Raw genomic sequence first — 24,246 nt, 5'->3', positions numbered from 1 at the left:
GATGCGCATTCTCCTGACCAACGATGACGGCATCCACGCCGAAGGCCTCGCGGTCCTGGAGCGGATCGCCAGGACGATTTCCGACGATGTCTGGGTGGTCGCGCCGGAGACGGACCAGTCGGGCTTCGCGCATTCGCTGTCGCTGTCGGAGCCGCTCCGGATGCGCAAGGTCGGCGAGAAGCATTTTGCGGTGCGCGGCACGCCGACCGACTGCGTCATCATGGCGGTGCGCAAGATCATGCCGGAGCCGCCGGATCTCATCCTGTCCGGCGTCAATTCGGGCTCGAACCTCGCCGACGACGTGACCTATTCCGGCACCGTGGCCGGCGCCATGGAAGGCACGCTGCTCGGCATCCGCTCGATCGCCGTCAGCCAGGCCTACAAGGTTCTGGACGAAGGGCGGGAAGTGCCGTGGGAGACGGCGGAAACCCTTGCGCCCGCGCTTTTCAAAAAACTGCTCGCAGTCGACCTGCCTGCCGGCACCTTCCTCAATGTCAATTTCCCGAACTGCCAGCCCGACGAGGTCGAGGCGACGCGCGTCACCAGCCAGGGCAAGCTGGTCCACACCCTGTGGATCGACCAGCGCGCCGACGGCCGCGGCATGCCCTATTACTGGCTGCGCTTCGGTCGCGAAGCGCCCGAGCTGAACGAGGGCGAGGACCTTCACGCGGTCCTCAACAGATGCGTCTCGGTCACGCCGCTCAAGCTCGACCTGACGGCGCACGAGGTCCGCGACCAGCTTGCGAAGGCGCTTGCATGAACGAGGTGGTCGACGAGCGCGAAGGTTTTGCCGCCTTCCTCCTCCGGCTGCGCGGGCGCGGCATCGTTCCCAAGGACATGATCGCCGCCTTCGAGGCGACGCCGCGGCGCGGCTTCCTCGCCAACCAATGGCACGACGTCGCCTGGTCGGACCGCATGCTGCCGATCGAGTGCGGCGAGGCGATCGAGGGAACCGATCTGCAGGCGGCGGTGATCGCCGCTCTGGCGATCGAACCGGGCAACCGTATCCTGGAAGTCGGCACCGGCTCAGGCTATACGGCGGCGGTCATGGCGAGACTCGCCGGCCGGGTCGTCACCCTCGACCGCTACAAGACGCTGACCGAACAGGCGCGCCAGCGCTTCGAGGCGCTCGGCATTTCCAACGCGCTCGCGCGCCAGGCCGACGGCTCAAACGGGCTGCCGGGCGAGGGGCCTTTCGACCGCATCGTCGTCTGGGCGGCGTTCGACAGCCTGCCCCGCGCCTTCGTCGACCAACTGTCCAGCGGCGGTATCATGATCGCGCCGATCGGCCCGGAAGAAGGCGAGCAGGTGCTGGCCAGGCTCACCAAGATCGGCAGCCGCTTCGAGCGCGAGGACATCGGCACGGTCAGGCTGCAGCCGATAGGCCATGGCGTCGCCAAGGTCATTTGAGGGCCGCTCCGGGCCAGATTTCGGTTTCCCGACAATTCGTACGGATTTTATTCAAGCTTAACCGACCAGTAACATTAACGCGCTTTAATCATGCATGTCGGTGTTCGAGTGCGGGTTTATTGCGATGCGGTTCAGTGTTTTCGGTTCGAGCAAGCGCACTCTGGCGCGCAGTGCGGCCATCCTTCTGGTGGCGGGCATGGCGGCGGGGTGCAGCCAGCAGGTCTCGCGCTTCGGCGGTGGCGGCATCGACGATATCTTCACCGCCTCGACCTCCAACCAGCGCCAGATCATCAATCGAGAAAGCCAGCCGTTCCCCGGGGATGCCGATGTGGCGGTGGCCCCGACCGCAGCGCCAGTCCAGCCCGGCTCGGTTACGCGCGGCAGCCTGACGCCTGTCTCATCGCAACCGCTTCCCGCCGCCGTGGCAGCCGCTCCCGCTCCCGCTCCGGCCCCGTCGGCAAGGCCAGTCCGTACTGCGGCCGCACCCGCCCCGGCGCCGCTCGACCAGACGCCGACCGGAACTGTCGCCAAACCCGCGATAAACAATTCGGTCATGGCCAGCCTCGAAGGCGAGCCGGAGGGCTGGTCGCGCGCCGGCGGCACGCAGGTGACTGCCAAGGAAGGCGAGACGGTATTCAACCTGTCGCGCCGCTTCGGCGTCCCGGCCAATGTGATCATGAAGGTCAACGGCCTGAACGAACAGAGCGGGCTGCAGGCCGGCCAGAAGGTGGTCATCCCGACCTACGTCTATTCGAGCAAGGCTCCTGTCTCCGCTCCAGACAACAATCCGAACGTCGCCGACGCCAAATCCTCGACCGGCACGAAATACGACATCCCCGCCAACAAGGTGCCTACGCCGACTGGCGCGCCGCAAGACAAGCTCGCCGTGCTGCCGAACATCCCGAAGGTCAAGGAAGGCGAAACGCCCTCACTGGTTGCTGCCTCGACCGGCGACAAGGCAAAGGCTTCCAGCGCTCCCGGCACCTATACGGTCGCTGCCGGCGACACGCTCTCGCGCATCGCTAAGAAGACCGGCGTCGGCGTGGCAGCGCTCAAATCCGCCAACGGGCTGCAGGATGGCATGATCCGCATCGGCCAGACGCTGACTGTCCCGACCGGTGGAACCGTTGCGAGCGCTGCACCTGCCGCGGTCGACAAGGCGACGACGGGAACAACTGGCCCGGTCAAGGAAGTGGCGCAAGTCCAGCCGGCGGCCTACACGCCGCCCAAGAAGACCGAGAAGCTGATCGAGCAGGCCGACCAGGAAGCGCCCGACGCGACCGGCATCGGACGCATGCGCTGGCCGGTGCGCGGCCGCGTCATCTCGGCCTATGGCAAGGGCGCGGGCAAGGCCAATGACGGCATCGATATCCAGGTGCCGGAAGGCACACCCGTCAAGGCTGCCGAAAACGGCGTCGTCATCTATGCCGGCGACGGCCTCAAGGAGTTCGGCAACACCGTTCTGGTCCGCCATGAGGATGGGCTGGTGACTGTCTATGGCCATGCCAGCGAGCTGAAAGTTGCGCGCGGCCAAAAGGTCAAACGCGGCGAAGAAATCGCCCGCTCAGGCATGAGCGGCACGACGGATGCGCCGAAGCTGCACTTCGAAGTGCGCAAGAACTCCGCACCCGTCGATCCGTCGACTTTCCTGGAATAGATCGACGCCGTTCACAACGTCCGAAATTCGACCCGCCCGAAAGGGCGGGTCTTGCTTTTGGTGCTGAACGTCCAAGTCGCGGAGCAAACGGCGGCTATCAATCCCGCAGCGGCTTGCCGAGCCTGCCAGCCAGATCCTGCGTGAACTGCCAGGCGACGCGGCCCGAGCGGCTGCCGCGGGTTGTCGCCCATTCCAGCGCCTCGGCGCGCAACTGGGCGGGATCGATCTCCAGGCTATGATAGCGGACATAGCCGTCGATCATGTCGAGATAGTCGTCCTGCGAGCACTTGTGGAAGCCGAGCCACAGGCCGAACCGATCGGACAGCGAGACCTTCTCCTCGACCGCCTCGGAAGGGTTGATTGCGGTCGAGCGCTCATTGTCGATCATGTCGCGCGGAAGAAGATGACGCCGGTTCGACGTTGCATAGAAGATGACATTGGCCGGACGCCCTTCGACGCCGCCCTCGAGCGCGGCTTTCAGCGACTTGTACGACGTGTCGTCATGGTCGAACGACAGGTCGTCGCAGAACAGGATGAAGCGGAACGGCGAGGTCTTCAGGATCGCCATCAGCTTCGGCAGCGTGTCTATGTCCTCGCGGTGGATTTCGATCAGCTTCAGCGGATCAGCGTCCTTGCGCCCCGCGTTGATTGCCTCATGCACAGATTTGACCAGCGAGGATTTTCCCATGCCGCGCGCGCCCCACAAAAGCACGTTGTTGGCGGGAAAGCCGGCGGCGAAGCGCTCGGTATTGTCCAGAAGTATGTCGCGGACGCGGTCGACGCCCCGGATCAGGCCGATGTCAACGCGATTCACCCGATGTACGGGCTCAAGCAGGCCGGGCTCGGCGGCCCAGACGAAGCAGTCGGCCGTAGCGAGGTCGGTCGGCGTGACGTCGGCGGGCGCTAGACGTCCGACCGCCTCGATCAGGAGGTCGAGCTTGGCAGCCAATGTTTCGAGCGACTTCTGGTCCATTTGGCGATCCGCGATCCGGCTAATCATGGAGGGAACGCTCTAACACGCTGAATCCTGCCGGAAAAGCCGCGTATGGGGCCGCATGCGCGGTTGCAAAGCGGGCTCCAGCGACTATATTCCGGCCAACTTGGCGGGACCGTTTGCGGCCTTTCATATTTCAGGAGTTTTCATGTTCGTGACACCGGCATACGCCCAGGGCGTCGGCGCAACCCCCGATGTTTTCATCAGCATCCTGCCGTTCGTGCTGATCTTTGTGATCATGTACTTCCTGATCATCCGGCCGCAGCGGCAGCAGTTGAAGAAGCGTGGCGAGATGCTGGCGGCGATCCGGCGCGGCGACACCGTCGTCACCGGCGGCGGCCTTGTTGGCAAGGTCACCAAGGTGATCGACGACAACGAACTCGAGGTCGATCTCGGCGGCATGAAGGTCACCGCACTGCGGGCGACCATCTCCGATGTGCGTGTCAAGGGCGAGCCTGTGGCCAATCAGAACGCCAAGAAATAACCGCATTAAAAGCGGAAACAATGCGTGACTGAACGCCTGAACTGACGAGGCACAATGCTCTATTTTTCGCGCTGGAAGACGGTATCGATCTGGGCGGTCGTCCTCCTTGGACTGATCTTCGCTGCGCCGAACCTGTTCTCGCAATCGACCCTCGATGCGCTTCCCGACTGGATGCCCAAGCGCTCGATGACGCTCGGCCTCGACCTGCAGGGCGGCTCGCACATCCTGCTCGCCATCGACCGGCAGGATCTGATCGACGAACGCCTGCAGTCGGCGCGCGACGATATCCGCACCATGCTGCGCGACGCCAAGATCGGCTATACAGGGCTTTCCGGTTCCGGCAGGACGATCCAGGTTCGCATCCGCGAGGCCAACGAGGTCGACAAAGCAAAGGAAGCGCTGAATGCACTGGTCCAGCCCGTCACCGCCAATCTGTTCGGCACCGGCTCGATCACCGAGATGGCGCTCGAAGAGCCGGAACCCGGCCTGCTGCGCTACACACTGACGGATGAAGGCATCGATTACCGCGTGGGAACGGCGGTCACCCAGTCGATCGAGGTAGTCGGCCGCCGCGTCAACGAACTCGGCACCACCGAGCCCATCATCCAGCGCCAGGGCGTGGACCGCATACTTGTGCAGGTTCCGGGCCTGCAGGATCCGCAACGGCTCAAGGATATCCTCGGCCAGACCGCCAAGCTGACCTTCCAGATGGTCGACCAGACCATGCCTGTGCAGGAAGCGATCGAGGGGCGGCCGCCGGCCGGCTCATCGGTGCTTTACTCGCAGGACGATCCGCCGGTTCCGTATCTTATCGAAAACCGCGTCATCGTTTCGGGCGAGAACCTGGTCGACGCGCAGGCGACGTTCGACCAGCAGACCAGCGAAGCCGTGGTTTCCTTCCGCTTCGACGCCAAGGGCGCCTCGCGCTTCGGCCAGGCAACGCAGCAGAATGTCGGCAAGCTCTTCGCCATCATTCTCGACAATCAGGTCATCTCCGCGCCGCAGATCCGCGAACCCATCCTCGGCGGAACCGGCCAGATTTCCGGCAGCTTCACTGTCGAAAGCGCCAACGACCTTGCCGTGCTGCTGCGCGCCGGCGCGCTTCCTGCCGATCTTACCATTGTCGAGGAACGCACAGTCGGCCCGAGCCTCGGCGCCGATTCGATCGCCGCCGGCGAGATTGCCGCCATGATCGGCGGCGCTCTCGTGCTGATTTTTATGGTCGTCGCTTATGGCAGCCTCGGTATAATTGCCAACCTGGCTCTCATCGCCAACGTTGCGATGATTATCGCCATCCTGTCCGTGCTCGGAGCGACGCTGACCATGCCGGGCATTGCCGGCATCATCCTGACCATGGGCATGGCGGTCGATTCGAACGTCATCATCTATGAACGCGTCAAAGAAGAGAGGCGATCGGGAAGGTCGCTTGTGCAGTCGCTCGACGCGGGCTTCTCGCGCGCTCTCGCCACCGTGGTCGACGCCAACGTCACCACGTTCATCGCCGCCGTCATACTGTTCTATCTCGGCTCCGGTCCGGTCCGCGGTTTTGCCGTGACGCTCGCCATCGGCATCGTCACCACCGTGTTCACCGCCTTCACTTTCACGCGCTGGATGATCGCGATCTGGCTCCGCCGCGCGCGGCCGACGCAGATTCCCGAAGGCTTCGTCAAGCTGGTGCCGGACAACACCAGCATTCCGTTCATGTCGATGCGCAAATACGCGTTCACGCTGTCGGCCATCCTGTCGATAGGCACGGCGGTTCTGTTCATGACCAAGGACATGAACTACGGCGTTGATTTCCTCGGCGGCTCGCTGATCGAGGTGCAGGCAAAGGCGCCGGCCGCCGATGCGGGCGACGTGCGTGCGCGACTCGGTGAACTCAATCTTGGCGACGTCCAGGTCCAGGAATTCGGTTCGCAGCGTGAATTGCTTATCAAGATCGAATCGCAGGGAGGCGGCGATAATGCCGAACAGTCCGCGGTCGAGAAGGCGCGACTGGCGCTTCAAGACGACTACGATATCCGTCGCGTCGAAGTGGTCGGACCGACGGTTTCGAGCGAACTCGCCTGGGCCGGCACGATGGGCGTGATTGCCTCGCTTGTCGCCATGCTGGTTTATATCTGGATACGCTTCGAGTGGCAGTTCGGTCTCGGCGCCGTGATATCGACCCTGCACGACGTCATTGCCATGGTCGGGCTATATGTCGTGGCGGGGATAGAGTTCAACCTGACAAGTATCGCGGCAATCCTCACGATCGTCGGCTACTCGATCAACGACACTGTCGTCGTCTATGACCGTGTCCGCGAAAATTTACGCAAATACAAAAAGATGCCGATCCCGGAGTTGCTCGACCTTTCGATGAACCAGACGCTCTCGCGAACCGTGCTGACCGGTCTGACGACGCTGCTGGCGCTGTTTGCACTCTACATGTTCGGCGGCGAGGTCATCGCATCGTTTACCTTCGCCATGATCTTCGGCATCCTGTTCGGCACCTATTCGTCGGTATTCGTGGCCGGTCCGCTGCTGATCCTGTTCAAGCTGCGCCCCGGCGCGGCGGAAGCGGAAAGCAAGACCCCGGTCCCGACGACGGCGCAGCCGTCCAAACCCTGATCCGCCATGGCTGCGGGCATCGTCGTTCGCGAGGCGCATTTTCCAGGGCGCGCGCCGGTGGAGGCATATGGAAACGGCGGCTTCCGCTTTGCCGACATGTCGCATCGCGGCTCGATCCTGTGCCTGCCGTCGGGCGTCTATGCGTGGGAGCCGGCTGATCCGCTGGATTTGAAGCCCGCAGACTTCGCCCGGCTGCTCGCCGAGGCAGAGGCGGTTGAGATATTGCTGGTCGGCACCGGCAAGGATATCAGGCGCCTGCCGGCGCCGCTCAGGGACGTTCTCAAGGATAAGCATATCTCGGCGGACGCGATGTCCACAGGGGCGGCGGTCAGAACCTACAACGTGCTTCTGGCCGAAGATCGCGCCGTCGCGGCCGCCCTGATCGCCGTCGACTGAAATGACCGGCAATGCCGAGATCGTTATGCAGGCGGTACGTGCGGCTGACCGCGACCGCTACCTTTCCGCGCTTTACGCGCCGGCCGACAAACGCGACGCGTTGTTTTCGCTTTACGCCTTCAACGCCGAGATCGCTGGAATACGCGACCGGATCCATGAAGCGCTGCCGGGCGAGATAAGGCTGCAATGGTGGCGCGATGTGATCACCGCCGGCAACCCGGCGACGGGACATCCGCTCGCTGACGCGGTGGTTGAGACAATCGTGAAGCATGCGCTGCCCTTGGCCGCCTTCGAAAATTATCTCGATGCGCGGATTTTCGATCTCTACGACGACCCAATGCCGTCGCGCACCGATCTGGAGGGCTATTGCGGCGAGACGGCAGGCGCGATCATTCAGTTTTCGGCCATGATCCTCGACCCCAGTGCCGCGCCGGAATGCGCACAACTGGCGGGCAGGGCAGGGTGCGCGCAGGCGATTGCCGGGCTCCTCCTTATGCTGCCGGTCCACCGCGCACGCGGCCAGTGCTACGTACCGCGCGACATTCTTGCAGCCGTGGGCTCGTCACCGGAGGAATTCGTCGCCGGCGATGGCGGTCCTGGCGCGCCGCGGGCAGTGGCGGCAATGATCGCACTTGCAAACGAGCATCTCGACGCCTTCAAGCAGGAAGCATCCAAACTGCCGCAGGTATTGCGGCCGGCCTTTCTTCCGCTGGCGCTGACCGGCACATATCTGAAGCGGCTCAGCCGGCCGGGCTTCGATCCGCTTCGCCAGATCGCCGAACTACCCGCATGGCGCAGGCAATGGCTGCTGCTTCGCCGTGCTTCGCGGGGATGGCCGGCGCGCTCCTCCTTGACGTAAACGTCAATCGTGCTACGCCTTGCTTGCTCGGTTACCGAAAGGTATTCCGGGCGGGAGGAGAATGCGGCCGATGAGCCTGCCAGTACTCGTCGCGATCGTCGCCGTCGGGATCGCCTTGGCGGTGGCGGCCGTGCATTTTACCGGCGGCAGCAGGCAAGCCGGCATTTCCAGTGAAGGCGAGGCGCTGCAGCGCTTCCTGCTCGACTTTCCGGCAGAGAAGGCCGAGGCGGTGCGGCTGACATCCGACGGGAAGGCGGCGTTCATCTCGCTTTACGGAGCCGGCACCGGCATAGTTGGTGTGATCGGCGACAAGTTCCTGACGCGGATCGCCTGCGCACGGGACATCAAAAGCCTGACGCTGGCCGGCAACACAGTCTCGATACGCTTCCGAGACTTAACCTGGCCGGGCGGCGAATTTGTCTTCGCGGACCTATCAGCCGCGCAAGAGATCGCCGAAGCACTCGATCCGTCCCTGAATTTCGCAACCGGCAAGGCTTGAGCCATGGACGCCAACGATTTTCCCAAAGTCACCGAACTCGCGATCCCGTTCTTCGTCGCCGCCATCCTGATCGAACTGTGGCTGGTGCGCACCGGCCGCGCCAAGGGCGCGTTCGAAACCCGCGACACGCTGACCAGCCTGATGATGGGAACCGGCAATGTCGTGGCCGGGCTGCTGCTCGGCGTGGTGTCCTACACCGCGCTGGTCTGGGTCTGGCAACTCCGCTTTTTCGATCTCGGCCTGTCGGTCTGGGTGTTTGTAGCCGCCTTCCTACTCGACGATCTGCGCTATTATTTCTACCACCGCATCGCGCATCGCGTCCGCTGGGTCTGGGCCGAGCACGTCAACCATCATTCCAGCCAGCACTACAATCTGTCGACGGCGCTGCGTCAGAGCTGGACCGGTCTCTTCACCGGGATGTTCGTGCTGCAGGCGCCTCTGGTCCTGCTCGGCTTCCATCCGGCAGTCATCGCCTTCGTCTTCGGTTTCAATCTGGTCTGGCAGTTCTGGATCCACACCGAGACGATCGGCAAGATGTGGGGCTGGTTCGAGTTCATCTTCAACACGCCGTCTCACCACCGCGTCCACCACGCCACCAATCCGCGCTATCTCGACGCCAACTACGCCGGCACGCTGATCATCTGGGACCGCATGTTCGGCACCTTCGTCGAGGAACTGGAGGAGGACAGACCGCGCTACGGCATCGTCAAGAATCTCGGTACCTTCAATCCGCTGAAGGTGGCTTTCCACGAATGGATCGGCATGTTCCGGGATGCGTTCTCGCCCGGCCTGACGTTTCAGCAGCGGCTCGGCTATCTGTTCGCGCCGCCCGGCTGGAGCCATGACGGCTCGCGCGAGACCTCCGAAAGCCTCAAGGCGGATTATGTCCGCAGGAATCCGGGCGAAGCGGGCAAGCCGGGATTGCCGGGCGATGTTGCGACAAACGCGAAAGTGCAGCCGGCGGAGTAATTACTCTGCCGCCTGTGCGCTCTGCTCCAGCCCAAGCCATTCGCGGCAGTCGGCCAGCGCTCGCGAGGTCAGTGCGTGGCGCTTGGCGACGATCTTTTCCTTACCGCGCAGGCGCTTGCCTTCGGACTTTTGCGCCTCGACCGGCGGGAACAGGCCGAAATTGACGTTCATCGGCTGGAAGGAGCGTTTTCCCGGTTCGTCGTCGGAAACGATGTGCCCGCCGGTGATGTGGTTGAGCAGCGCGCCGAATGCAGTGGTGACCGGCGGTATGGAAGGCGACCGGCCGGCCAGTTCGGCGGCGGCGAAGCGCCCGGCGAGCAGGCCGACTGCCGCAGATCTCGACATAGCCTTCGCAACCGGTGATCTGTCCTGCGAAGCGCAGGCCCTCGCGCCCCTTGAGCTGGAGCGTGGCGTCGAGCAGCACCGGCGAGTTGATGTAGGTGTTGCGGTGCAGGCCGCCGAGGCGTGCGAATTCGGCGTTCTCCAGTCCCGGTATCATGCGAAAGATGCGGACCTGCTCGGCATGCTTCAGCTTGGTCTGGAAACCGACCATGTTGTAGAGCGTGCCTAGCGAATTGTCCTGGCGCAGCTGCACGACAGCGTAGGCCTTGACGGCGGGATTATGCGCATTGGTCAGGCCCATCGGCTTCATCGGCCCGTGCCGTGCCGTTTCCGCGCCGCGCTCGGCCATCACTTCGATCGGCAGGCAGCCGTCGAAATAGGGCGTGCCTTCCCATTCCTTGAAATCAGTCTTGCCGCCATCGAGAAGCGCCTGGATGAACGCTTCGTACTGCGGCTTGTCCATCGGGCAGTTGATGTAGTCCTTGCCGGTGCCGCCGGGTCCGACCTTGTCGTAGCGCGACTGGAACCAGCAGACATCCATGTCGATCGTGTCGAAATGGACGATCGGCGCGATGGCGTCGAAGAAGGCCAGCGCGTCGGCGCCGGTCGTCTCGGCGATCGCCTGCGCCAGCGAAGGCGCTGTCAGCGGGCCGGTGGCGATGATCGCCTGCGCCCAATCCTGCGGGGGCAGGCCAGTGACTTCCTCGCGCGCGATCGTGATCAGCGGATGGGCTTCAAGCTCGGCTGTGACGGCGGCCGAGAAACCGTCGCGGTCGACGGCAAGCGCGCCGCCGGCCGGCACCTGATGGGCGTCGGCCGCGCGCATGATCAGCGAACCGGCAAGCCGCATCTCGGCATGCAGAAGGCCGACGGCGTTCGCCGTGGCGTCGTCGGAACGGAAGGAATTGGAGCAGACCAGCTCGGCGAGGCTGTCGGTCTTGTGCGCCTCGGTTCCGCGCACCGGGCGCATCTCGTGCAGGATGACCGGCACGCCGGCCTTTGCCGCCTGCCAGGCAGCTTCCGAGCCGGCGAGCCCGCCGCCGATGATGTGAATGGGTTTTGTCGTCATGCTGGGGAGATAGGCTGGAAGGCTGCCGAATGCAATTGGGCTGAGAGGCGCGCTTCGCCGGTGCCACGCTGCCTTTCGGCCCTGGCCCATTGAGAGAGCCCTTCGACAGGCTCAGGAGTCGGGAAGCGGGGCGCGAGGCCGTGCCTCCTAAAGTAAAAGTAACGTGGCGCGGTCTCCACGCCCCGCCGGCGCTTTGTCGTTTCCGCCCGTTCCGCTGTTCGGTTTGCCGGGACCGAAGCCCGTCGCCTCATCGGCATTGGGCTTCACGGTGGCGGCGGCAGAAGCCGACTGCGGCCACCTGGTCCCGGGCCGCCCTGCGTGCTCGTCCAGCACTCCGGGACCGTAGTGTCCCGGCGGGAACCCTTGGACGGAACCTGCCCGGGCACATGGCCACGTTAGCCATGCGACGGAGGCGCCGGTTCCTCCCCACAAATCACCGTCGCGACCGGCGTTCCCGTGGGAGAAACTGCCGATGATTATGCGGGAGGTGATGACTGTGAGGCATAAATTTAGCGCATTTTTCTTGCCGGCCATTGAAATGACAGCGTTATTTCCGCCATGGTCGGCGGGTTTGTCCACGGGGGAAGGGTTGTTGGTCCGGCACGTGTTTGGCGTGATCAATCACGGTCCGCATCGGCGAGCTTTTCGCCATTGTTGAGCGGACATGCCGCGGCTAATCATTGGGCCATGGCAGTCCGCATCAGCGCAAGCGCCGCAATCCTTGCATTCGTCTCTCTCGCTGTCGGATGTATTTCGACACCCAGCGAATACGCGGTCAGGAGCACCGCCGCCGTAGCGCGCATCAATGTCTGTCACGGCTTCGGCTGCCATTTCAAATCGGAGCTGAATCTTGGGGCCGCCGACGCCAGGCGCCTTTTAGCGATCATGGCGGCTGGGGCCACCTCTGCGAAGGCGGAACGTGCCGCCGTATCAAGAGCGGTTCGGTACTACGAGGATCGCGCCACAGGAGTGATCGGCGTACGTGACGAGCCGAAGTCGAACGCCGGCCAATATCACAGGCGCGGCCAGATGGACTGCGTCGACGAGTCGACCAACACCCGCTCGCTTCTGCTCTATCTTGAAAGACGCAGGCTTCTGAGGCATCACACAGTGGATCGGAACGTCACACGCGGCTTCCTGATCGACGGGCGCTACCCGCATGCGACAGCGGTATTGCGGGACAAATCGGGGAAGAAATGGGCCATCGACAGTTGGTACGAGCCGGCGGGTGATCCGCCGGATATCCGGCCGTTGTCGGAATGGCTGAAGCGCGGCGTCATGGGCGTGCGCTGAGCGCTTGATTATCCGACAATGCCATATCGAGATGCCAAAACGACAACACCCGCCGCGGGAGGAGGTGCGGCGGGTGTCGTTTTGGTGGCCAGCAATCGGGAGGAGGTGAAAGCTGGCCGTATTCGTCAGTTCCCGGGAGGAGGTAGGTTCTGACGAAATTCTGTCGCTCTTTGAGGGAAGCGAGGCCCTTCGGGGAGACAACACCCGCCGCGGGAGGAGGTGCGGCGGGTGTCGTTTTGGTGGCCAGCAATCGGGAGGAGGTGAAAGCTGGCCGTATCCGTCAGGGTCGGGGAGGAGGTCGACCCTGGCGAAATTCCTTAGATCGACTTCCTGGCGACGCGATGGATGTCGCCGCGGTTGATGCCCAGGTCGACGAGTTCGCGGTTCGACAGGCGGCTCAGCTCGGAAACGGTTTCCCGGTAGCGGCGCCAGTTGCGGTAGTTGCGGATCAGGTTCATTTTGGTTTCTCTTTTCGCATTTACGGGCCGGCCCTCAAGGGGCCGATATGTCAGACCGACTTGCGGGCGACGAAGGGAATGTCGCCGCGGCCAATGCCGAGGTCTGAGAGTTCGCGGTTCGAAAGGCGGCTCAGCTCGGAAACGGTTTCCCGGTAGCGGCGCCAGTTGCGATAGTTGCGGATCAGGTTCATGGTACTTCTCGTTTTCGTCTTTGGTTCGTTTTCTTCTGTCTCTTGGTACGAAGCCTAAATAGGCGCGCCGGGTTCGGATTAAAAGTGCTGTTGGTGCATGGCAGCAATGCAAATTGTGCAATGCAACATTAATCGGTTTTAGCGGTTGGGCCCAAATCGGGTTGAGTCGCAAAAATGCCGTAGCGTCAGCGGCTTGGACTAAAGTTGTAAAGTTGACGCTTGGGTAAGGGGAAACGGATGGCGAGTTATGCGTCGCGTGTGCGGCAGGACATTCTTCGCTGGACCGAACTTGGTCTCATCGACACGGCGACCGGCGACGCGCTGAGACGCGATACCGAAGCCAACGAACGCAAATCGCTGAGCTTCGGCTCGGTTCTCGCCGTGATGGCCGCGCTGCTGTTCGGAGCAGCCATCCTGCTTCTGATAGCCGCCAATTGGGACGCTTTTCCCCGCCTGCTGCGCGTTGGCGTGCTGTTTGCCATCATCTTCGCGGCCTATGTCGGCGGTGCGCTGTTGAAGTCGCGCGGCAATAGCGCCGTGGCCGAAGGCGCCTGGCTGGTCGGGGCGGCGGCATTCGGCGGTTCGATCGCGCTGATCGGGCAGATGTATCATTTGTCCGGCGACGAGGCGGACGCCGTCCTGACCTGGTGTGCCGGCACGGCGTTGGCTGCTGCCGCCCTGCGCTCAGGCCCGCTCACTGTCGCCGCCGTCGGCCTCGCATCTTCCTGGCTGTTCCTGGAGGGCGTTGCGGTCTGGAGCGAGACCCATGTCCCACATTCCTTTGTCCTGGTCGCGATCGGGCTTTGGCTCTTATCCTATTGGACGGAAAGCCGCGCATCGCGAAACCTGTTGCTGCTCTCGCTGATCTTCTACGCGGCGCTTTCGGCCGTGCATCACGACATGCTGGTCATTCCGGCCGTGCTGGCGCTCGTTTCGGCAGGGCTGTTTGCCGCGGCCGTCCATGTGCCCGACGCCGTCGAGAGGATCGCCAGGATCGACGGAAACACGCCTGTCCATGCGCTGCTCGGCTTTCTGACGGGCATGACCATCCTCCAGTTCGACCTGGTCGACGAGAGCGCGGCTCTTGTCGCCGCCGCATTGGTGGGCTTCGCCGGTATCGCCGCCGCAGTCGTGCTTGGCGGCCGCGAAAGCCGTGGCCTGCGATGGATCGCCTATCTCGGCTTCACTTGCCAACTGGCCTACGTCTATGTCGTGACCGTCGGCACTATGCTTGGAACGGCCGGAGTGTTCCTGGCTTCGGGCCTCGCGCTCGGCCTGGTCGCCCTCGTCATAATCAGGGTGGAAAGGCGGATGAACGATGCGGCAGGGCCGCAGGAGGGCGCCGCGTGATGAATAAGAACCGCCTGCTGATTTCCGCAATCGTTCTGGCGCTCGTCCAGATCGGCTTCCTGTCCTTTATCATCGCCGGACGCGCGGCCGTCCTACGCGACGGACGGGAGGTGCTTTTGAAAGTCGAGCCGGTCGACCCGCGCGATCTGCTGCGCGGCGACTATGTCCGGCTCGGCTACGAGTTTTCGAACGTTCCGGTGTCGATGATCGGCAATGTGCCTTCCGGCGCGCAATGGACCGAAGCGGGTCCAGTTTTCGTACGCGTAAGGAAGGAGGGCGACGGAATCTGGAAGATGGTCTCGGCCTCGCTCTACGAGCCTCCGCCCACGCCGCCTGGAGATGGCGAGATCGACATTCGCGGCATGGTCGACGACGGCGGCAGCCTTGGCCAGATCGATACGCTGAATGTCGAATACGGGATCGAACGTTTTTATCTCCCGGAAGGCGAGGGGCTGGCGATCGAGCGCGACATGCGCGTGCGCAGTTTCAACATCGTGGCCGCAGTCGCCGAGGACGGCTCGATGCAGATCAAGGCGCTGATGGACGGCGACACGATGCTTTTCCGCGAGCCGCTCTACTGATCGGCAATTTTCCAGGTTTCAATCCAGGCGGACGTAGGGCGAGATGCATTGCCTGCGTGCTCCGTAATGGGGCTGAAACGTATCATCGCGGCGGCTATAGGAGCGGTAGCGATCCGTGCACCAGATGCGGTGAGCCTGGATAATCCCCTGGCGGGTGGCGAGCCGGCCTCGTCCAAGAGATTGCTCGGCGGGACGCATGGTCGGAACCGTGACGTCGTACTCGATGCGGGGCTGGCGGTATTTGTTGACCTCGTATCTGGGCTCCTGCCACCCCATCTCCGGCTCCTGCCAATCGCAAGGCCGATCGCGCCCGCAGCCGGTGATGCCAGGGCGGAAGACGTCGGGCAGCGGACGGTTCAGATCCTCAAAACCCTGGGCGTGAGCCGGCGTGAGGCAGAGAAGGCTCAGCGCCGCGCAGGCGAAAATCGAAAGTCTTGGTCTCATCCGCTTTCGGAGCCTCCAGCCGCGACCGACCAGGCACGGATACGGCCATTTGGGTTTCGCGCGAGCGGCAGGCCGATGTGGCCCGCTCGGCCGGGCAAGAGAGGAGCTGGTGCGGGTGGAGGGACTCGAACCCCCACGCCTAGGCGCTTGGACCTAAACCAAGTGCGTCTACCAATTCCGCCACACCCGCATACCTGGCAAATCTCATGTGGACATTATTCTGTCAATGTCGAGGCTGAAATGACAACTATGTCCGGAATTGCGAAGAGAGTTGAAAAACAACGCCTCCTGTGACAAAAGGCGTGTCAAATGTGACGGGATATGACTGTCCGCTTCGGACGAATGTAGTAAGAAGCAGGAAAAACAAAGACTTACTCGCATTCTTGGAGCGTAATCGGAGCGTCTCGTTCGCCGTTGGAAAGCATCGGCGCCCGGCCTCTCTGCCCCGCACCAAAAGCCACCCCGGCACGAGACTTTCCGGCAGGCTGAACGGCATGGCGTCGTTTGCGCTGCGGCATTCGTGAAAACAAAGGTTTGATGATGCAGGTTACCGAAACACTGAACTCCGGTCTGAAGCGCGAAATCAAGGTGACCGTGCCTGCCGGAGACATGGAAGCCAAGCTGGTTGCGCGGCTTTCCGACGCCAAGAACAAGGTCCGCATCAACGGCTTCCGCCCCGGCAAGGTGCCGCTGCAGCATCTGCGCAAGGTCTACGGCAAGTCCTTCATGGCCGAGGTGGTGAACGAGATCCTCTCGAATTCCACCCGCACCATCATCGCCGAGCGCGGCGAGAAGGCCGCCATGCAGCCCGAGGTCACCATGACCGAGGACGAGAAGGAAGCCGAAAAAATCCTGGCAGGCGGCGCCGATTTCGAGTTCCAGCTCGCCTATGAGGTCATTCCGGCCATCGAGATCCAGGATTTTTCCAAGATTTCGGTCACACGGCCGGTGGTGGATGTGGCGGAAACGGAAGTGGACGAGCAGGTCAACCGCATCGCGGAATCCTCGCGCTCCTATGAGCCGAAGAAGGGCAAGGCCGAAGAAGGCGACCGCGTCACCATCGACTATGTCGGCAAGATCGGCGGTGAGGCCTTTGCGGGCGGTTCCGGCACTGACCAGCCGCTAGTGCTCGGCTCGAAAGAGTTCATCCCGGGCTTCGAAGACCAGCTGATCGGCGCCAAGGCCGGCGACGAGAAGCTCGTCACCGTGACTTTCCCCGAAAACTACAACGCCGCCAATCTGGCCGGCAAGGAAGCGACCTTCGACGTCACCGTCAAGGAAGTGTCGAAGCCGGGCAAGCTAGAGATCTCGGACGAGACTGCCAAGAACCTCGGCCTGGAATCGCTTGAGCGCCTGCGCGAGATCGTTCGCGGCCAGATCGAAAGCCAGTTCGGCCAGATGACGCGCCAGAAGGTCAAGCGCCAGCTGCTCGACCAGCTCGACGCATCCTACACGTTCGAGGCCCCGTCCAAGCTGGTCGAGGCCGAGTTCACCAACATCTGGAACCAGGTGAACCGCGACCTCGAAGCTGCCGGCCGCACATTCGCCGACGAAGAGACGACCGAGGAGGAGGCGCGAGCCGAGTATCAGCGCCTTGCCGAACGCCGCGTGCGCCTTGGTCTCGTGCTTGCCGAGATCGGCGAGAAGGCCGGCGTGCAGGTTTCGGACGAGGAATTGCAGCGCGCGCTGTTCGAGTTCGTGCGCCGTTACCCCGCCGACCAGCAGCAGGAAGTCTTCGACTTCTACCGCAACAACCAGAATGCGCTGACCACACTGCGCGCGCCGCTGTTCGAGGAGAAGGTCGTCGACCACCTGCTGACGCAGGTCTCCGTCACCGACAAGAAGGTGAGCAAGGAAGAGCTGACGGCCGAAGACGAGGAGGCCGAAGGCGCCGAAAAGCCCGCGAAGGCCGCAAAGAAGACGGCGAAGAAGGCAGATGCCGCCTCGGCCGAAGAGCCAAAGAAAAAGGCTGCGCCGAAAAAGAAGGCTGCAGCCAAGGACGCCGACGCCGAATAACTCGACGCTAAGACCGGACGATGCAGAGGCCGCTGGAAACAGCGGCCTTTTGCTTTGCCGGCCTGCCTCGGTGACAAAGGCGGCGCGCCATGCGATATCGTCGGGCGCATGCGGCCCGGGACAGCACATGACGACACGCGCCTTCGTAATCCTCACACACGCCGTCCTTGCGGCAGCTATCTTGCTTCTTGGCGCGGCCCAATCCAGCGGGCAGGGGCGCTATACGTGGCGGCTGGGCAGCGGACCGGACGGGCAGGTCACGGCGTCGATCTTCTCGCTCAATACGCTGAGCGTCGGTTCCTCGCGCGTCATCGACTATCACCCGGCCTTGACCATCTCCTGCCGCCGCGGCGGGAACCCGCACTGGAGCCAATCGCTCCAGCTCAAGGATCCGGTGTCGGCCAGCGGCACGATCAGCGTCTCGGTTCGCCTCGACAATGGCGGCGAAAGAACCGAGCAGTGGACGTTGGGTTTCCAGGATCGCGGCTTCTTCAAGGACGGGAGCAGTGGCGTCGCGCGCCTGCTCCAGTCGAAGCGGCTCCGGCTTTCCTGGCGTTTCGGCTTCCTGGCAGGGCGGGGCGAGGCGATTTTCAACCTTTCGGGCATCCACGAGGCGGTAGCCGGGCTTGCCGGCGCCTGCGGCGTCGAACTGCCTGTGTCCTGACGATCGCGTGGCCGATCACTTCAAATCCCGGCCAGCTTGCTCACGGTTGCGGTTTTCGAGGCTGCGACGTTGACCTGAGAAGATGCCGCGTTAGCTGAAAGGCTTGAGGTGCGGTCATATGGTCCGGTTCGTGGAAGTCCTTGCCGTCGTTCTGGTCGCTATCGCGATGGCGCTGACACTTGCGCACGCGCTCGAACTCCCAGGCAAATTGCGGCTCGATAAGGAGCAGTATTTCGCGGTCCAGACGATCTATTATCCGGGGTTCACGATTGGTGGCATCGCCGAGATCCTCGGCATTCTTGTGCTCGCCCTGCTCTTGTACCTCACACCGTTCGGCGGCACGCGTTTCCTGTGGACGCTTTCGGCGTTCCTGCTATTGGTGGCGGTTCATGCCATCTACTGGGTCTTCACCCATCCCGTGAACAATTTCTGGCTAAGGGACGTGGAGCTTTCGGGACTGGGTTCGTCCTTCTTTTCGGCCTTTGCCCCGAAGACCGAAGCCGGCGACTGGGAGAGCCTGCGCGACGTCTGGGAATATTCGCATGTGGCGCGCGCCGCGCTCGCCATGCTCAGCCTGATCGCCATAACCATCGCTGTTTCGTCGGGCAACGCGCCGGGAGAGCCAGGGCAGGGCTAGATCAGCAGCAGGCCCTTCATGCTGGCATGGCCTTTCTTGCCGATGATGATGTGGTCGTGCACGGCGATGCCGAGCGGTCGTGCGGTTTCGATGATGGTTTTCGTCATATCGATGTCCGCGCGCGAGGGCGTCGGATCTCCCGACGGGTGGTTGTGCACCAGGATGATCGCGGTGGCCGACAGTTCGAGCGCGCGCCGCACCACCTCGCGGGGGTAGACGGGCGTATGATCGACCGTGCCGGTCTGCTGCAATTCATCGGCGATCAGCGCGTTCTTCTTGTCGAGGAACAGGATACGGAACTGCTCGCGCTCCTCGAACGCCATCGCCGCGCGGCAATAGTCGATCACCTGGTTCCACGACGACAGCACCTCGCGTCCGGCGATTTCCCCGCGCGCCATGCGCAGTGCAGCGGCCGCCACGATCTTCAGATCGAGCGCCGCGCTCTCGCCAATGTCGTCGACCTCGCGCAACAGCCGTTCCGGCGCGCCGAGCACTTCCGCCAGCGAGCCGAAGCGCTTCAGGAGCATTTTGGCGCGGGTCTTGGTGTCGGCGCGCGGAATGGAACGGAACAGGAGCAGTTCGAGAATTTCATAGTCGGAGAGCGCGGCAGCACCGGCGGTGCGAAACCGTTCGCGAAGGCGCTGGCGATGCCCGAGATGATGCGGCTTCTCCTCTGCCGCGGCTGCCTTGCGCAGAGGCGGAGACGCCTGTTCGGCCAGGAAGAAGCCGCGTTCGTCTTCGTGATCTGTCCCCATATGCCGCGCCCCCGCACCGACGGCCGAAGCCGCCTGACGCGATACTAGAGCATGATCCCGAAAAGTTGCAGACTTTTCGAGCCCATTTCCGTCGGAATGAGTGCGGCTTCAGGCCAGTCCGGGGCGGTCGAGCCCCTTTGGAGACAACGTGAAGATCTCGCAGCCGCTCTCCGTGACGCCGATCGTGTGCTCGTACTGCGCCGAGAGCGAACGGTCGCGCGTCACCGCCGTCCAGCCGTCGGACAGGACTTTGACGTGCGGGCGGCCGAGATTGATCATCGGCTCGACCGTAAAGATCATGCCGGGGCGCATCTCGACGCCTTCGTTCGAACTGCCGTAGTGCAGAATGTTCGGCGCGTCGTGAAAAAGCTGGCCGACGCCATGGCCGCAGAAATCGCGCACGACCGAACAGCGCTCGCCTTCGGCGTAACTCTGGATGGCCGCGCCGATCGCGCCGGTGCGCGCGCCGGGGCGGATCGCCGCTATACCGCGCATCAGGCATTCATGCGTGACCTCCAGCAGCCGCTCGGCGGCGCGCTTGATGGTGCCGACCGGATACATGCGGCTCGAATCGCCGTGCCAGCCGTCGAGAATGTAGGTCACATCGATGTTGACGATGTCGCCGTCCTTGAGCGGCTTGGCGTCCGGAATGCCGTGGCAGACGACATGATTGATCGAGGTGCACGAGGATTTGGTGTAGCCGCGATAGTTCAAGGTCGCGGGCAAGGCTCCTTGATCCATGCCAAATTCGAAAACAAACCGGTCGATCGCTTCGGTGGTTACGCCGGGCGCCACAATGCCTGCCAGTTCGTCGAGGCAGCGCGCGGTCAGGTCGCAGGCCTTGCGCATGCCGGCGAAGGCTTCCTCGCCGTAGAGCCTGATCTGGCCGGTGTTTCGGGTGGGCGCCGTTGCGGCGTCGAGATAGGTGACCATGAGTTGCAGTCCGGAATTGGTAGGCAGGCATCGGTGTTTGCGCCAGCGCTCTTGATGTGGCACCGGACGGCGCAAGCATCAAGCCCAAACCGGGCCGATTTGCGGTCGCGAGCGCCTGTAAGCTATACCGGGTTGCGCGTGAGGGAACTTCTGCCTGTAAGACCTGGATGTCGATTGGCAGCCCAGCAGCGCACAAATTGCGGTACCGGCGATAAGCGCCGCCGTCTTTCGGCGAATTCGAAGCATTCCGAGCCTTCCGATCTACTCGCCGGCTGGCGGCAGGCTGTGTTGCACGGAAGCCTGCAGCAGTTCCTGGACATGGTGCAGTCAGGCGGTAGGACCAATTGATCAGCAGGGCTTCCGGGGGCAACGTCCTCGCAGTCCATTTAAACTTGGAACCGGGCACTTGGTTCGCCGTTTTCCAGCTTCCAAGGGTGCTTCTCTCCTATACGCACTCACCCTTAGAACCAGAAGCCCGCTGCTGGTCCCACTCGCGGCGGGCTTCTTGCGGTGCTTCTAAGAAAAGGCCCGGCCGGGTTGGGCGGGGGTGGGGATACCGACCGGGCTTTATCGGCAACTTGCGATGCCGAAGATTAGCCGGGGCAAAGGCGGCGTTGATAATGCACGGCAGGGAACCAAAACTAGAAAAAGAGGCCCGACCGAAAAGGGGCGTGATCGGTCGGGCCTTCAGTCCCGCGCGCTGACACAATTGAATGCGGCAATCGCCACGGCTGTTGAGGCAGTCACTGGCGACAAGGCCTTGGATGCAGACCCCAAGAGCTGAGCTGCATCCGGGGATCAAAGCGGCCGGCTGGCGGGCAAGCCGCGCCTCGAATAACTTTGCCCTTACGAAAGCGATAAAATGGCCGGGAGTGCTCCCCCCACTGCGAGCAGCACGACGTAGATCGCGAGTGTGATCATTGCGGATTGGGCGGGATGTTCCTGGACGTGCTCATGCCAGTCGTATGAATCTTTCATCGTGAATCCCCTTTGCGTGACAATGGGAAATTGAGGCCGGCTTCATGTTGGCAACAGCAGACACCCGCCCACGCCACAGCCCCGAGCTGTGTCATTTTCAAGCGCTGTCAATGCAAATACGCCGCAATCTTTAGGTCGTCGCTGTTCTTCTTGTAGATCAGCGATTCACTCTGCTCGGTGTGAGCCTGCACACATTTCTGGTGTGGCGGGCGGGTATGAAGGTCGCGGCCTAGTATTCTTTGAGATGACCTTGCAATCCCAAGATACCCGAGAAAACTTATACCACAGACACCAGATGCCAGAACACGACCTCAAGGTTGATACTAAGCGCGGCTCATGCACGCCAACTTGCCCATCGCGAACCGATCGCGGTGCTAGCGCGCTTCTGATCGTATTGCATGGTGGAACAGGAACAGACCCGGCCGTGGTCATCAACAGCTTTGCCGGGCACCTGAATGGTACGCGTCGCCAATAGCATCTGGCCGGTATGTGACATACCCCACAGACTCCCCACAGAAGAACTCCTAACATTGGCTCAACCTTCCTCCCGAAGGTTCACCTCGGAGGCCCGACCGATAAGCCCCTTTTCGGTCGGGCCGCTTTTCCTTCCGCCACCCGCTCCCGCCCGTAGCCTGTCGCATCCGCTTCAGGTGAGAGTCCAAATCTGGACGGCGAGGAAGATCGAGCCGCCCGACGGACGCTGCACTAAAGAGGGGAATGGATAAGAGGCTGATAAAGGCGCTCTCGCGTCGCATCTGGCACGACGTACTGCTCCGCATCGATCTGTGGCGGCTCGGCCGCCGCAAGGAATAATTTCCGGGCAGCCGCCCACGCCCGCAACGGTTCGCCCTGGCGGGCTTTTTGGTTCACGGCCGCGTTCATCGGCGGTTCAGCTTCCGTGGCGCAACGTAGGGCTCTAGCGAAGGAGAGAGCCATGAACAAGCTCTTGTCTAGCCTGCTGGCCGCGGTTTTGGGTATGGCTTTTGCCCTCCCTTTGAACGCCGCGCCTCTTTCCCTGCCGAAACCCGAACAGGTACAACAAAGCGCCGTCGAGCAGGTCAAACACCGGAGACATTGGCGACGCAACTACGGTCACTGGCGCGGGGGTCGTCACTGGAACCGGCGGCACGCGTGGCGGGACTGCCGCTATGACAGATGTTACCCGCGCCGCCACTACGGTCGCTACTACGGTCGCCACTACGGGTATCGTGAGTACTACCCGCGCCACTACCGTCGCCGCCCAAGCGTCAGCATATATCTGCACTTCTAGCTGCGGCGCGTCCGCTATTTCTCGGTGGCGGGCGCTGTGCGGCGGGCGGCGCTTTGTTTACCGGGATGGTCGGGTTGGCGGGCTTTTTCTTCACGTCCTGGCGCGCCATTCTCGCCCAGCTAGGGGCAGGGCTTTTGACGGAGGCTACCCATGACTACGCAAAACTGGATCATTGTAGCCGTTGTGGTTCTGGTCATCATTGCCGGCTATTTCCTTCTGCGGCCTACAGGCGAAACGCCGGCAGACACTGCGGCACCACCTGCGACCACTGAGCAACCAGCCCAACCAGCGCCGGCGAACTAGATTAGCGGACAGCCAAGGGTGCGCCCCGCTCCTTCGGGCGTTGCGCTTACAGATTTGCCTTGCCCGCCACGGTTCGCCCTGGCGGGCTTTTTATCTAGGGGACGCTGTCGGCCTCCGGTCGTTCATCGAACATAACCACATAGCCCAAGGCTACGGCGGTTTCCGATATTGCAATCGCTAGCTCCTCGTCGGGGGTCACAAAGTCTCCTGACAGCCTCCGGAATTTCGCGATGGCCTTGGAGGTAGACAGCAGTGACCCCCAGTGGGCGATATCGACACAGGCATTCACGGCCGAAAGCAAATCGGCTCGATCGAGCTTGCTGTTGTCCATAACGGCTCTCCGTCAGTCGAGCCCCTTCGGACCAATCAACCCACAGCTACCGAATGAGTTGCATTAGAAAAGACTGATGGAACGTCGCGTGGTCAAGTGCAACGTTAGCGACCCCAAGCCCGTCACGGTTCGCCCTGGCGGGCTTTTACGCACGTTCAGACATATCCGGACTTGGGGGTGGGAAGACTTCGCTCTCGTGGCAGCTGCTTCAATTCCTCAAGGACCGCATCTCTTCTCTCCCAGACGGCATCATTGACGATCCAAACCTCCTCCACCCAAGGCAAGGCTTGGGTGCGCGAACTATGTGCAAGTCAGGTAGTCTCGATCGACCGATATATCCGCTGAAGCGTTGGGCTCCGTTCCGGAAAATCCACAGCAATTGTCGTGCTTCGACCTCATTGAGGATTTTCATGTTTTCGACAGCTTCAGCGTTGATGCGTTGGATTTCCGCCCCCCGCGCGGCTCCCATATCATGTCGCGCGCATGTCGCACGGATTTGCCGATAGTCGCAGGAAACCGGAAGGAATCAAATCGTGCGCCTGCATTCGCCAAGATTCGGCGCTCAATATCGGCCAGATATTGGACAGAACGGGGAGGGGAGGTGCTAAGCACTTGAAAGTGTTGGTACGCCCAAGGGGAATCGAACCCCTGTTACCGCCGTGAAAGGGCGGTGTCCTAACCGCTAGACGATGGGCGCGGAAGACAACGAACCGGCTTATAGCCAGCTTGCGTGCGGCGGGCAACCCCCCAGAA

At 62.6% G+C, this 24,246-nt stretch carries 23 protein-coding genes, 2 tRNA genes and 1 pseudogene; 16 read left to right on the top strand and 10 right to left on the bottom strand.

What is annotated here, in order from left to right; translation table 11 throughout:
• Position 1 precedes the first annotated feature (1 nt).
• From surE to ACG873_RS11050, 3 genes are all read left to right on the top strand, one after another.
• A complete protein-coding gene (gene surE / locus ACG873_RS11060; RefSeq protein WP_394891751.1) occupies positions 2–760 on the top strand; it encodes a 5'/3'-nucleotidase SurE in 759 nt (252 codons plus the stop codon).
• Positions 757–1,410, top strand: a complete 654-nt coding sequence (locus tag ACG873_RS11055; RefSeq protein WP_394891750.1) for a protein-L-isoaspartate(D-aspartate) O-methyltransferase — start codon at positions 757–759, stop codon at positions 1,408–1,410. The genes surE and ACG873_RS11055 overlap by 4 nt, the downstream gene beginning before the upstream one ends.
• Positions 1,411–1,534: 124 nt before the next feature.
• Positions 1,535–3,067 carry a peptidoglycan DD-metalloendopeptidase family protein gene (locus ACG873_RS11050; protein ID WP_394891749.1) on the top strand — a complete coding sequence of 511 codons (1,533 nt, stop codon included), beginning with the start codon at positions 1,535–1,537 and terminating at the stop codon, positions 3,065–3,067.
• A gap of 97 nt (positions 3,068–3,164) precedes the next feature.
• Here ACG873_RS11050 and ACG873_RS11045 read toward each other — a convergent pair whose 3' ends face one another.
• A complete protein-coding gene (locus ACG873_RS11045) occupies positions 3,165–4,040 on the bottom strand; it encodes an ATP-binding protein (protein ID WP_394891748.1) in 876 nt (291 codons plus the stop codon).
• A 169-nt stretch (positions 4,041–4,209) separates the two neighbouring features.
• Between ACG873_RS11045 and yajC the strand changes: the two genes are divergently transcribed.
• The 6 genes from yajC to ACG873_RS11015 all read left to right on the top strand — a co-directional run bounded on the left by yajC (position 4,210) and on the right by ACG873_RS11015 (position 9,878).
• Positions 4,210–4,545, top strand: coding sequence for a preprotein translocase subunit YajC (yajC, locus tag ACG873_RS11040; protein ID WP_394891747.1), 336 nt, complete (start codon positions 4,210–4,212; stop codon positions 4,543–4,545).
• A gap of 54 nt (positions 4,546–4,599) precedes the next feature.
• Positions 4,600–7,155: a protein translocase subunit SecDF gene (gene secDF, locus ACG873_RS11035; protein ID WP_394891746.1), complete on the top strand. Its 2,556-nt coding sequence runs from the start codon at positions 4,600–4,602 to the stop codon at positions 7,153–7,155.
• A gap of 6 nt (positions 7,156–7,161) precedes the next feature.
• Entirely contained in the window at positions 7,162–7,551 is a 390-nt protein-coding gene (locus ACG873_RS11030; protein ID WP_394891745.1) for an Mth938-like domain-containing protein, read from the top strand.
• Position 7,552: 1 nt separating this feature from the next.
• Entirely contained in the window at positions 7,553–8,410 is an 858-nt protein-coding gene (locus tag ACG873_RS11025; protein ID WP_394891744.1) for a phytoene/squalene synthase family protein, read from the top strand.
• 70 nt (positions 8,411–8,480) lie between these two features.
• Positions 8,481–8,909: a hypothetical protein gene (locus ACG873_RS11020; protein ID WP_394891743.1), complete on the top strand. Its 429-nt coding sequence runs from the start codon at positions 8,481–8,483 to the stop codon at positions 8,907–8,909.
• Between the two features lie 3 nt (positions 8,910–8,912).
• Complete coding sequence (locus ACG873_RS11015; protein WP_394891742.1) at positions 8,913–9,878, top strand: sterol desaturase family protein; 966 nt, start codon at positions 8,913–8,915, stop codon at positions 9,876–9,878.
• Here ACG873_RS11015 and trmFO read toward each other — a convergent pair.
• Positions 9,879–11,289, bottom strand: a pseudogene (trmFO, locus tag ACG873_RS11010) (methylenetetrahydrofolate--tRNA-(uracil(54)-C(5))-methyltransferase (FADH(2)-oxidizing) TrmFO). It lies immediately after the preceding gene.
• A 687-nt stretch (positions 11,290–11,976) separates the two neighbouring features.
• Here trmFO and ACG873_RS11005 point away from each other — a divergent pair.
• Positions 11,977–12,582, top strand: a complete 606-nt coding sequence (locus ACG873_RS11005) for a hypothetical protein (RefSeq protein ID WP_394891741.1) — start codon at positions 11,977–11,979, stop codon at positions 12,580–12,582.
• A 317-nt stretch (positions 12,583–12,899) separates the two neighbouring features.
• On the opposite strand, the gene ACG873_RS11000 is transcribed toward ACG873_RS11005, so the two are convergent.
• The gene (locus tag ACG873_RS11000) at positions 12,900–13,040 is read right to left on the bottom strand and encodes a DUF1127 domain-containing protein (RefSeq protein WP_394891740.1); all 141 of its coding nucleotides are present in this window, start codon (positions 13,038–13,040) and stop codon (positions 12,900–12,902) included.
• A 50-nt stretch (positions 13,041–13,090) separates the two neighbouring features.
• Positions 13,091–13,231, bottom strand: coding sequence for a DUF1127 domain-containing protein (locus ACG873_RS10995; RefSeq protein ID WP_394891739.1), 141 nt, complete (start codon positions 13,229–13,231; stop codon positions 13,091–13,093).
• Between the two features lie 237 nt (positions 13,232–13,468).
• Between ACG873_RS10995 and ACG873_RS10990 the strand changes: the two genes are divergently transcribed.
• Complete coding sequence (locus ACG873_RS10990; RefSeq protein WP_394891738.1) at positions 13,469–14,581, top strand: DUF2157 domain-containing protein; 1,113 nt, start codon at positions 13,469–13,471, stop codon at positions 14,579–14,581.
• Positions 14,581–15,162, top strand: a complete 582-nt coding sequence (locus ACG873_RS10985; RefSeq protein ID WP_394891737.1) for a GDYXXLXY domain-containing protein — start codon at positions 14,581–14,583, stop codon at positions 15,160–15,162. The genes ACG873_RS10990 and ACG873_RS10985 overlap by 1 nt, the downstream gene beginning before the upstream one ends.
• Before the next feature lie 18 nt (positions 15,163–15,180).
• On the opposite strand, the gene ACG873_RS10980 is transcribed toward ACG873_RS10985, so the two are convergent.
• Together ACG873_RS10980 and ACG873_RS10975 are read right to left on the bottom strand one after the other, a co-directional pair.
• Positions 15,181–15,606, bottom strand: coding sequence for a BA14K family protein (locus ACG873_RS10980; RefSeq protein WP_394891736.1), 426 nt, complete (start codon positions 15,604–15,606; stop codon positions 15,181–15,183).
• Between the two features lie 107 nt (positions 15,607–15,713).
• Positions 15,714–15,796 (bottom strand) — tRNA-Leu (locus tag ACG873_RS10975).
• Between the two features lie 350 nt (positions 15,797–16,146).
• On the opposite strand from ACG873_RS10975, the gene tig reads away from it, so the two are divergent.
• The 3 genes from tig to ACG873_RS10960 all read left to right on the top strand — a co-directional run bounded on the left by tig (position 16,147) and on the right by ACG873_RS10960 (position 18,923).
• A complete protein-coding gene (tig, locus tag ACG873_RS10970; protein ID WP_394893448.1) occupies positions 16,147–17,622 on the top strand; it encodes a trigger factor in 1,476 nt (491 codons plus the stop codon).
• 127 nt (positions 17,623–17,749) lie between these two features.
• Positions 17,750–18,286, top strand: coding sequence for a hypothetical protein (locus tag ACG873_RS10965; protein ID WP_394891735.1), 537 nt, complete (start codon positions 17,750–17,752; stop codon positions 18,284–18,286).
• Positions 18,287–18,404: 118 nt separating this feature from the next.
• Positions 18,405–18,923: a DUF1772 domain-containing protein gene (locus ACG873_RS10960; RefSeq protein ID WP_394891734.1), complete on the top strand. Its 519-nt coding sequence runs from the start codon at positions 18,405–18,407 to the stop codon at positions 18,921–18,923.
• Here ACG873_RS10960 and radC read toward each other — a convergent pair.
• Both radC and map read right to left on the bottom strand, forming a co-directional pair.
• A complete protein-coding gene (gene radC / locus ACG873_RS10955; RefSeq protein WP_394891733.1) occupies positions 18,920–19,678 on the bottom strand; it encodes a RadC family protein in 759 nt (252 codons plus the stop codon). The two genes, ACG873_RS10960 and radC, sit on opposite strands and share 4 nt — an antisense overlap.
• A gap of 108 nt (positions 19,679–19,786) precedes the next feature.
• Positions 19,787–20,611, bottom strand: a complete 825-nt coding sequence (gene map / locus ACG873_RS10950; protein WP_394891732.1) for a type I methionyl aminopeptidase — start codon at positions 20,609–20,611, stop codon at positions 19,787–19,789.
• Between the two features lie 1,912 nt (positions 20,612–22,523).
• On the opposite strand from map, the gene ACG873_RS10945 reads away from it, so the two are divergent.
• Positions 22,524–22,859 (top strand): hypothetical protein, encoded by a 336-nt coding sequence (locus ACG873_RS10945; protein WP_394891731.1) that lies wholly within the window; start codon positions 22,524–22,526, stop codon positions 22,857–22,859.
• Between the two features lie 397 nt (positions 22,860–23,256).
• On the opposite strand, the gene ACG873_RS10940 is transcribed toward ACG873_RS10945, so the two are convergent.
• Both ACG873_RS10940 and ACG873_RS10935 read right to left on the bottom strand, forming a co-directional pair.
• On the bottom strand, positions 23,257–23,493 hold the full coding sequence (locus ACG873_RS10940; RefSeq protein WP_394891730.1) for a hypothetical protein: 237 nt from the start codon (positions 23,491–23,493) through the stop codon (positions 23,257–23,259).
• A gap of 622 nt (positions 23,494–24,115) precedes the next feature.
• Positions 24,116–24,190 (bottom strand) — tRNA-Glu (locus ACG873_RS10935).
• Positions 24,191–24,246 lie beyond the last annotated feature (56 nt).

It is taken from the genome of Allomesorhizobium aridi (assembly GCF_043769475.1).
Lineage (GTDB): Bacteria > Pseudomonadota > Alphaproteobacteria > Rhizobiales > Rhizobiaceae > Allomesorhizobium.
This window is presented reverse-complemented; position numbering and strand designations above follow the sequence as displayed.

Excerpts from the sequence above, each read along its gene's own strand:
- ACG873_RS11030 (WP_394891745.1), top strand. The coding sequence starts at position 7,162 with ATGGCTGCGGGCATCGTCGTTCGCGAGGCGCATTTTCCAGGGCGCGCG.
- ACG873_RS11020 (WP_394891743.1), top strand. The coding sequence starts at position 8,481 with ATGAGCCTGCCAGTACTCGTCGCGATCGTCGCCGTCGGGATCGCCTTG.
- ACG873_RS10960 (WP_394891734.1), top strand. The coding sequence starts at position 18,405 with ATGGTCCGGTTCGTGGAAGTCCTTGCCGTCGTTCTGGTCGCTATCGCG.
- ACG873_RS11000 (WP_394891740.1), bottom strand. The coding sequence starts at position 13,040 with ATGAACCTGATCCGCAACTACCGCAACTGGCGCCGCTACCGGGAAACC.
- secDF (WP_394891746.1), top strand. The coding sequence starts at position 4,600 with ATGCTCTATTTTTCGCGCTGGAAGACGGTATCGATCTGGGCGGTCGTC.
- radC (WP_394891733.1), bottom strand. The coding sequence starts at position 19,678 with ATGGGGACAGATCACGAAGACGAACGCGGCTTCTTCCTGGCCGAACAG.
- surE (WP_394891751.1), top strand. The coding sequence starts at position 2 with ATGCGCATTCTCCTGACCAACGATGACGGCATCCACGCCGAAGGCCTC.
- ACG873_RS11015 (WP_394891742.1), top strand. The coding sequence starts at position 8,913 with ATGGACGCCAACGATTTTCCCAAAGTCACCGAACTCGCGATCCCGTTC.
- ACG873_RS10985 (WP_394891737.1), top strand. The coding sequence starts at position 14,581 with ATGAATAAGAACCGCCTGCTGATTTCCGCAATCGTTCTGGCGCTCGTC.
- ACG873_RS11055 (WP_394891750.1), top strand. The coding sequence starts at position 757 with ATGAACGAGGTGGTCGACGAGCGCGAAGGTTTTGCCGCCTTCCTCCTC.
- map (WP_394891732.1), bottom strand. The coding sequence starts at position 20,611 with ATGGTCACCTATCTCGACGCCGCAACGGCGCCCACCCGAAACACCGGC.
- ACG873_RS11045 (WP_394891748.1), bottom strand. The coding sequence starts at position 4,040 with ATGGACCAGAAGTCGCTCGAAACATTGGCTGCCAAGCTCGACCTCCTG.
- yajC (WP_394891747.1), top strand. The coding sequence starts at position 4,210 with ATGTTCGTGACACCGGCATACGCCCAGGGCGTCGGCGCAACCCCCGAT.
- ACG873_RS10965 (WP_394891735.1), top strand. The coding sequence starts at position 17,750 with ATGACGACACGCGCCTTCGTAATCCTCACACACGCCGTCCTTGCGGCA.
- ACG873_RS11050 (WP_394891749.1), top strand. The coding sequence starts at position 1,535 with ATGCGGTTCAGTGTTTTCGGTTCGAGCAAGCGCACTCTGGCGCGCAGT.
- ACG873_RS10995 (WP_394891739.1), bottom strand. The coding sequence starts at position 13,231 with ATGAACCTGATCCGCAACTATCGCAACTGGCGCCGCTACCGGGAAACC.
- ACG873_RS11025 (WP_394891744.1), top strand. The coding sequence starts at position 7,553 with ATGACCGGCAATGCCGAGATCGTTATGCAGGCGGTACGTGCGGCTGAC.
- ACG873_RS10945 (WP_394891731.1), top strand. The coding sequence starts at position 22,524 with ATGAACAAGCTCTTGTCTAGCCTGCTGGCCGCGGTTTTGGGTATGGCT.
- ACG873_RS10990 (WP_394891738.1), top strand. The coding sequence starts at position 13,469 with ATGGCGAGTTATGCGTCGCGTGTGCGGCAGGACATTCTTCGCTGGACC.
- ACG873_RS11005 (WP_394891741.1), top strand. The coding sequence starts at position 11,977 with ATGGCAGTCCGCATCAGCGCAAGCGCCGCAATCCTTGCATTCGTCTCT.
- ACG873_RS10980 (WP_394891736.1), bottom strand. The coding sequence starts at position 15,606 with ATGAGACCAAGACTTTCGATTTTCGCCTGCGCGGCGCTGAGCCTTCTC.
- tig (WP_394893448.1), top strand. The coding sequence starts at position 16,147 with ATGCAGGTTACCGAAACACTGAACTCCGGTCTGAAGCGCGAAATCAAG.
- ACG873_RS10940 (WP_394891730.1), bottom strand. The coding sequence starts at position 23,493 with ATGGACAACAGCAAGCTCGATCGAGCCGATTTGCTTTCGGCCGTGAAT.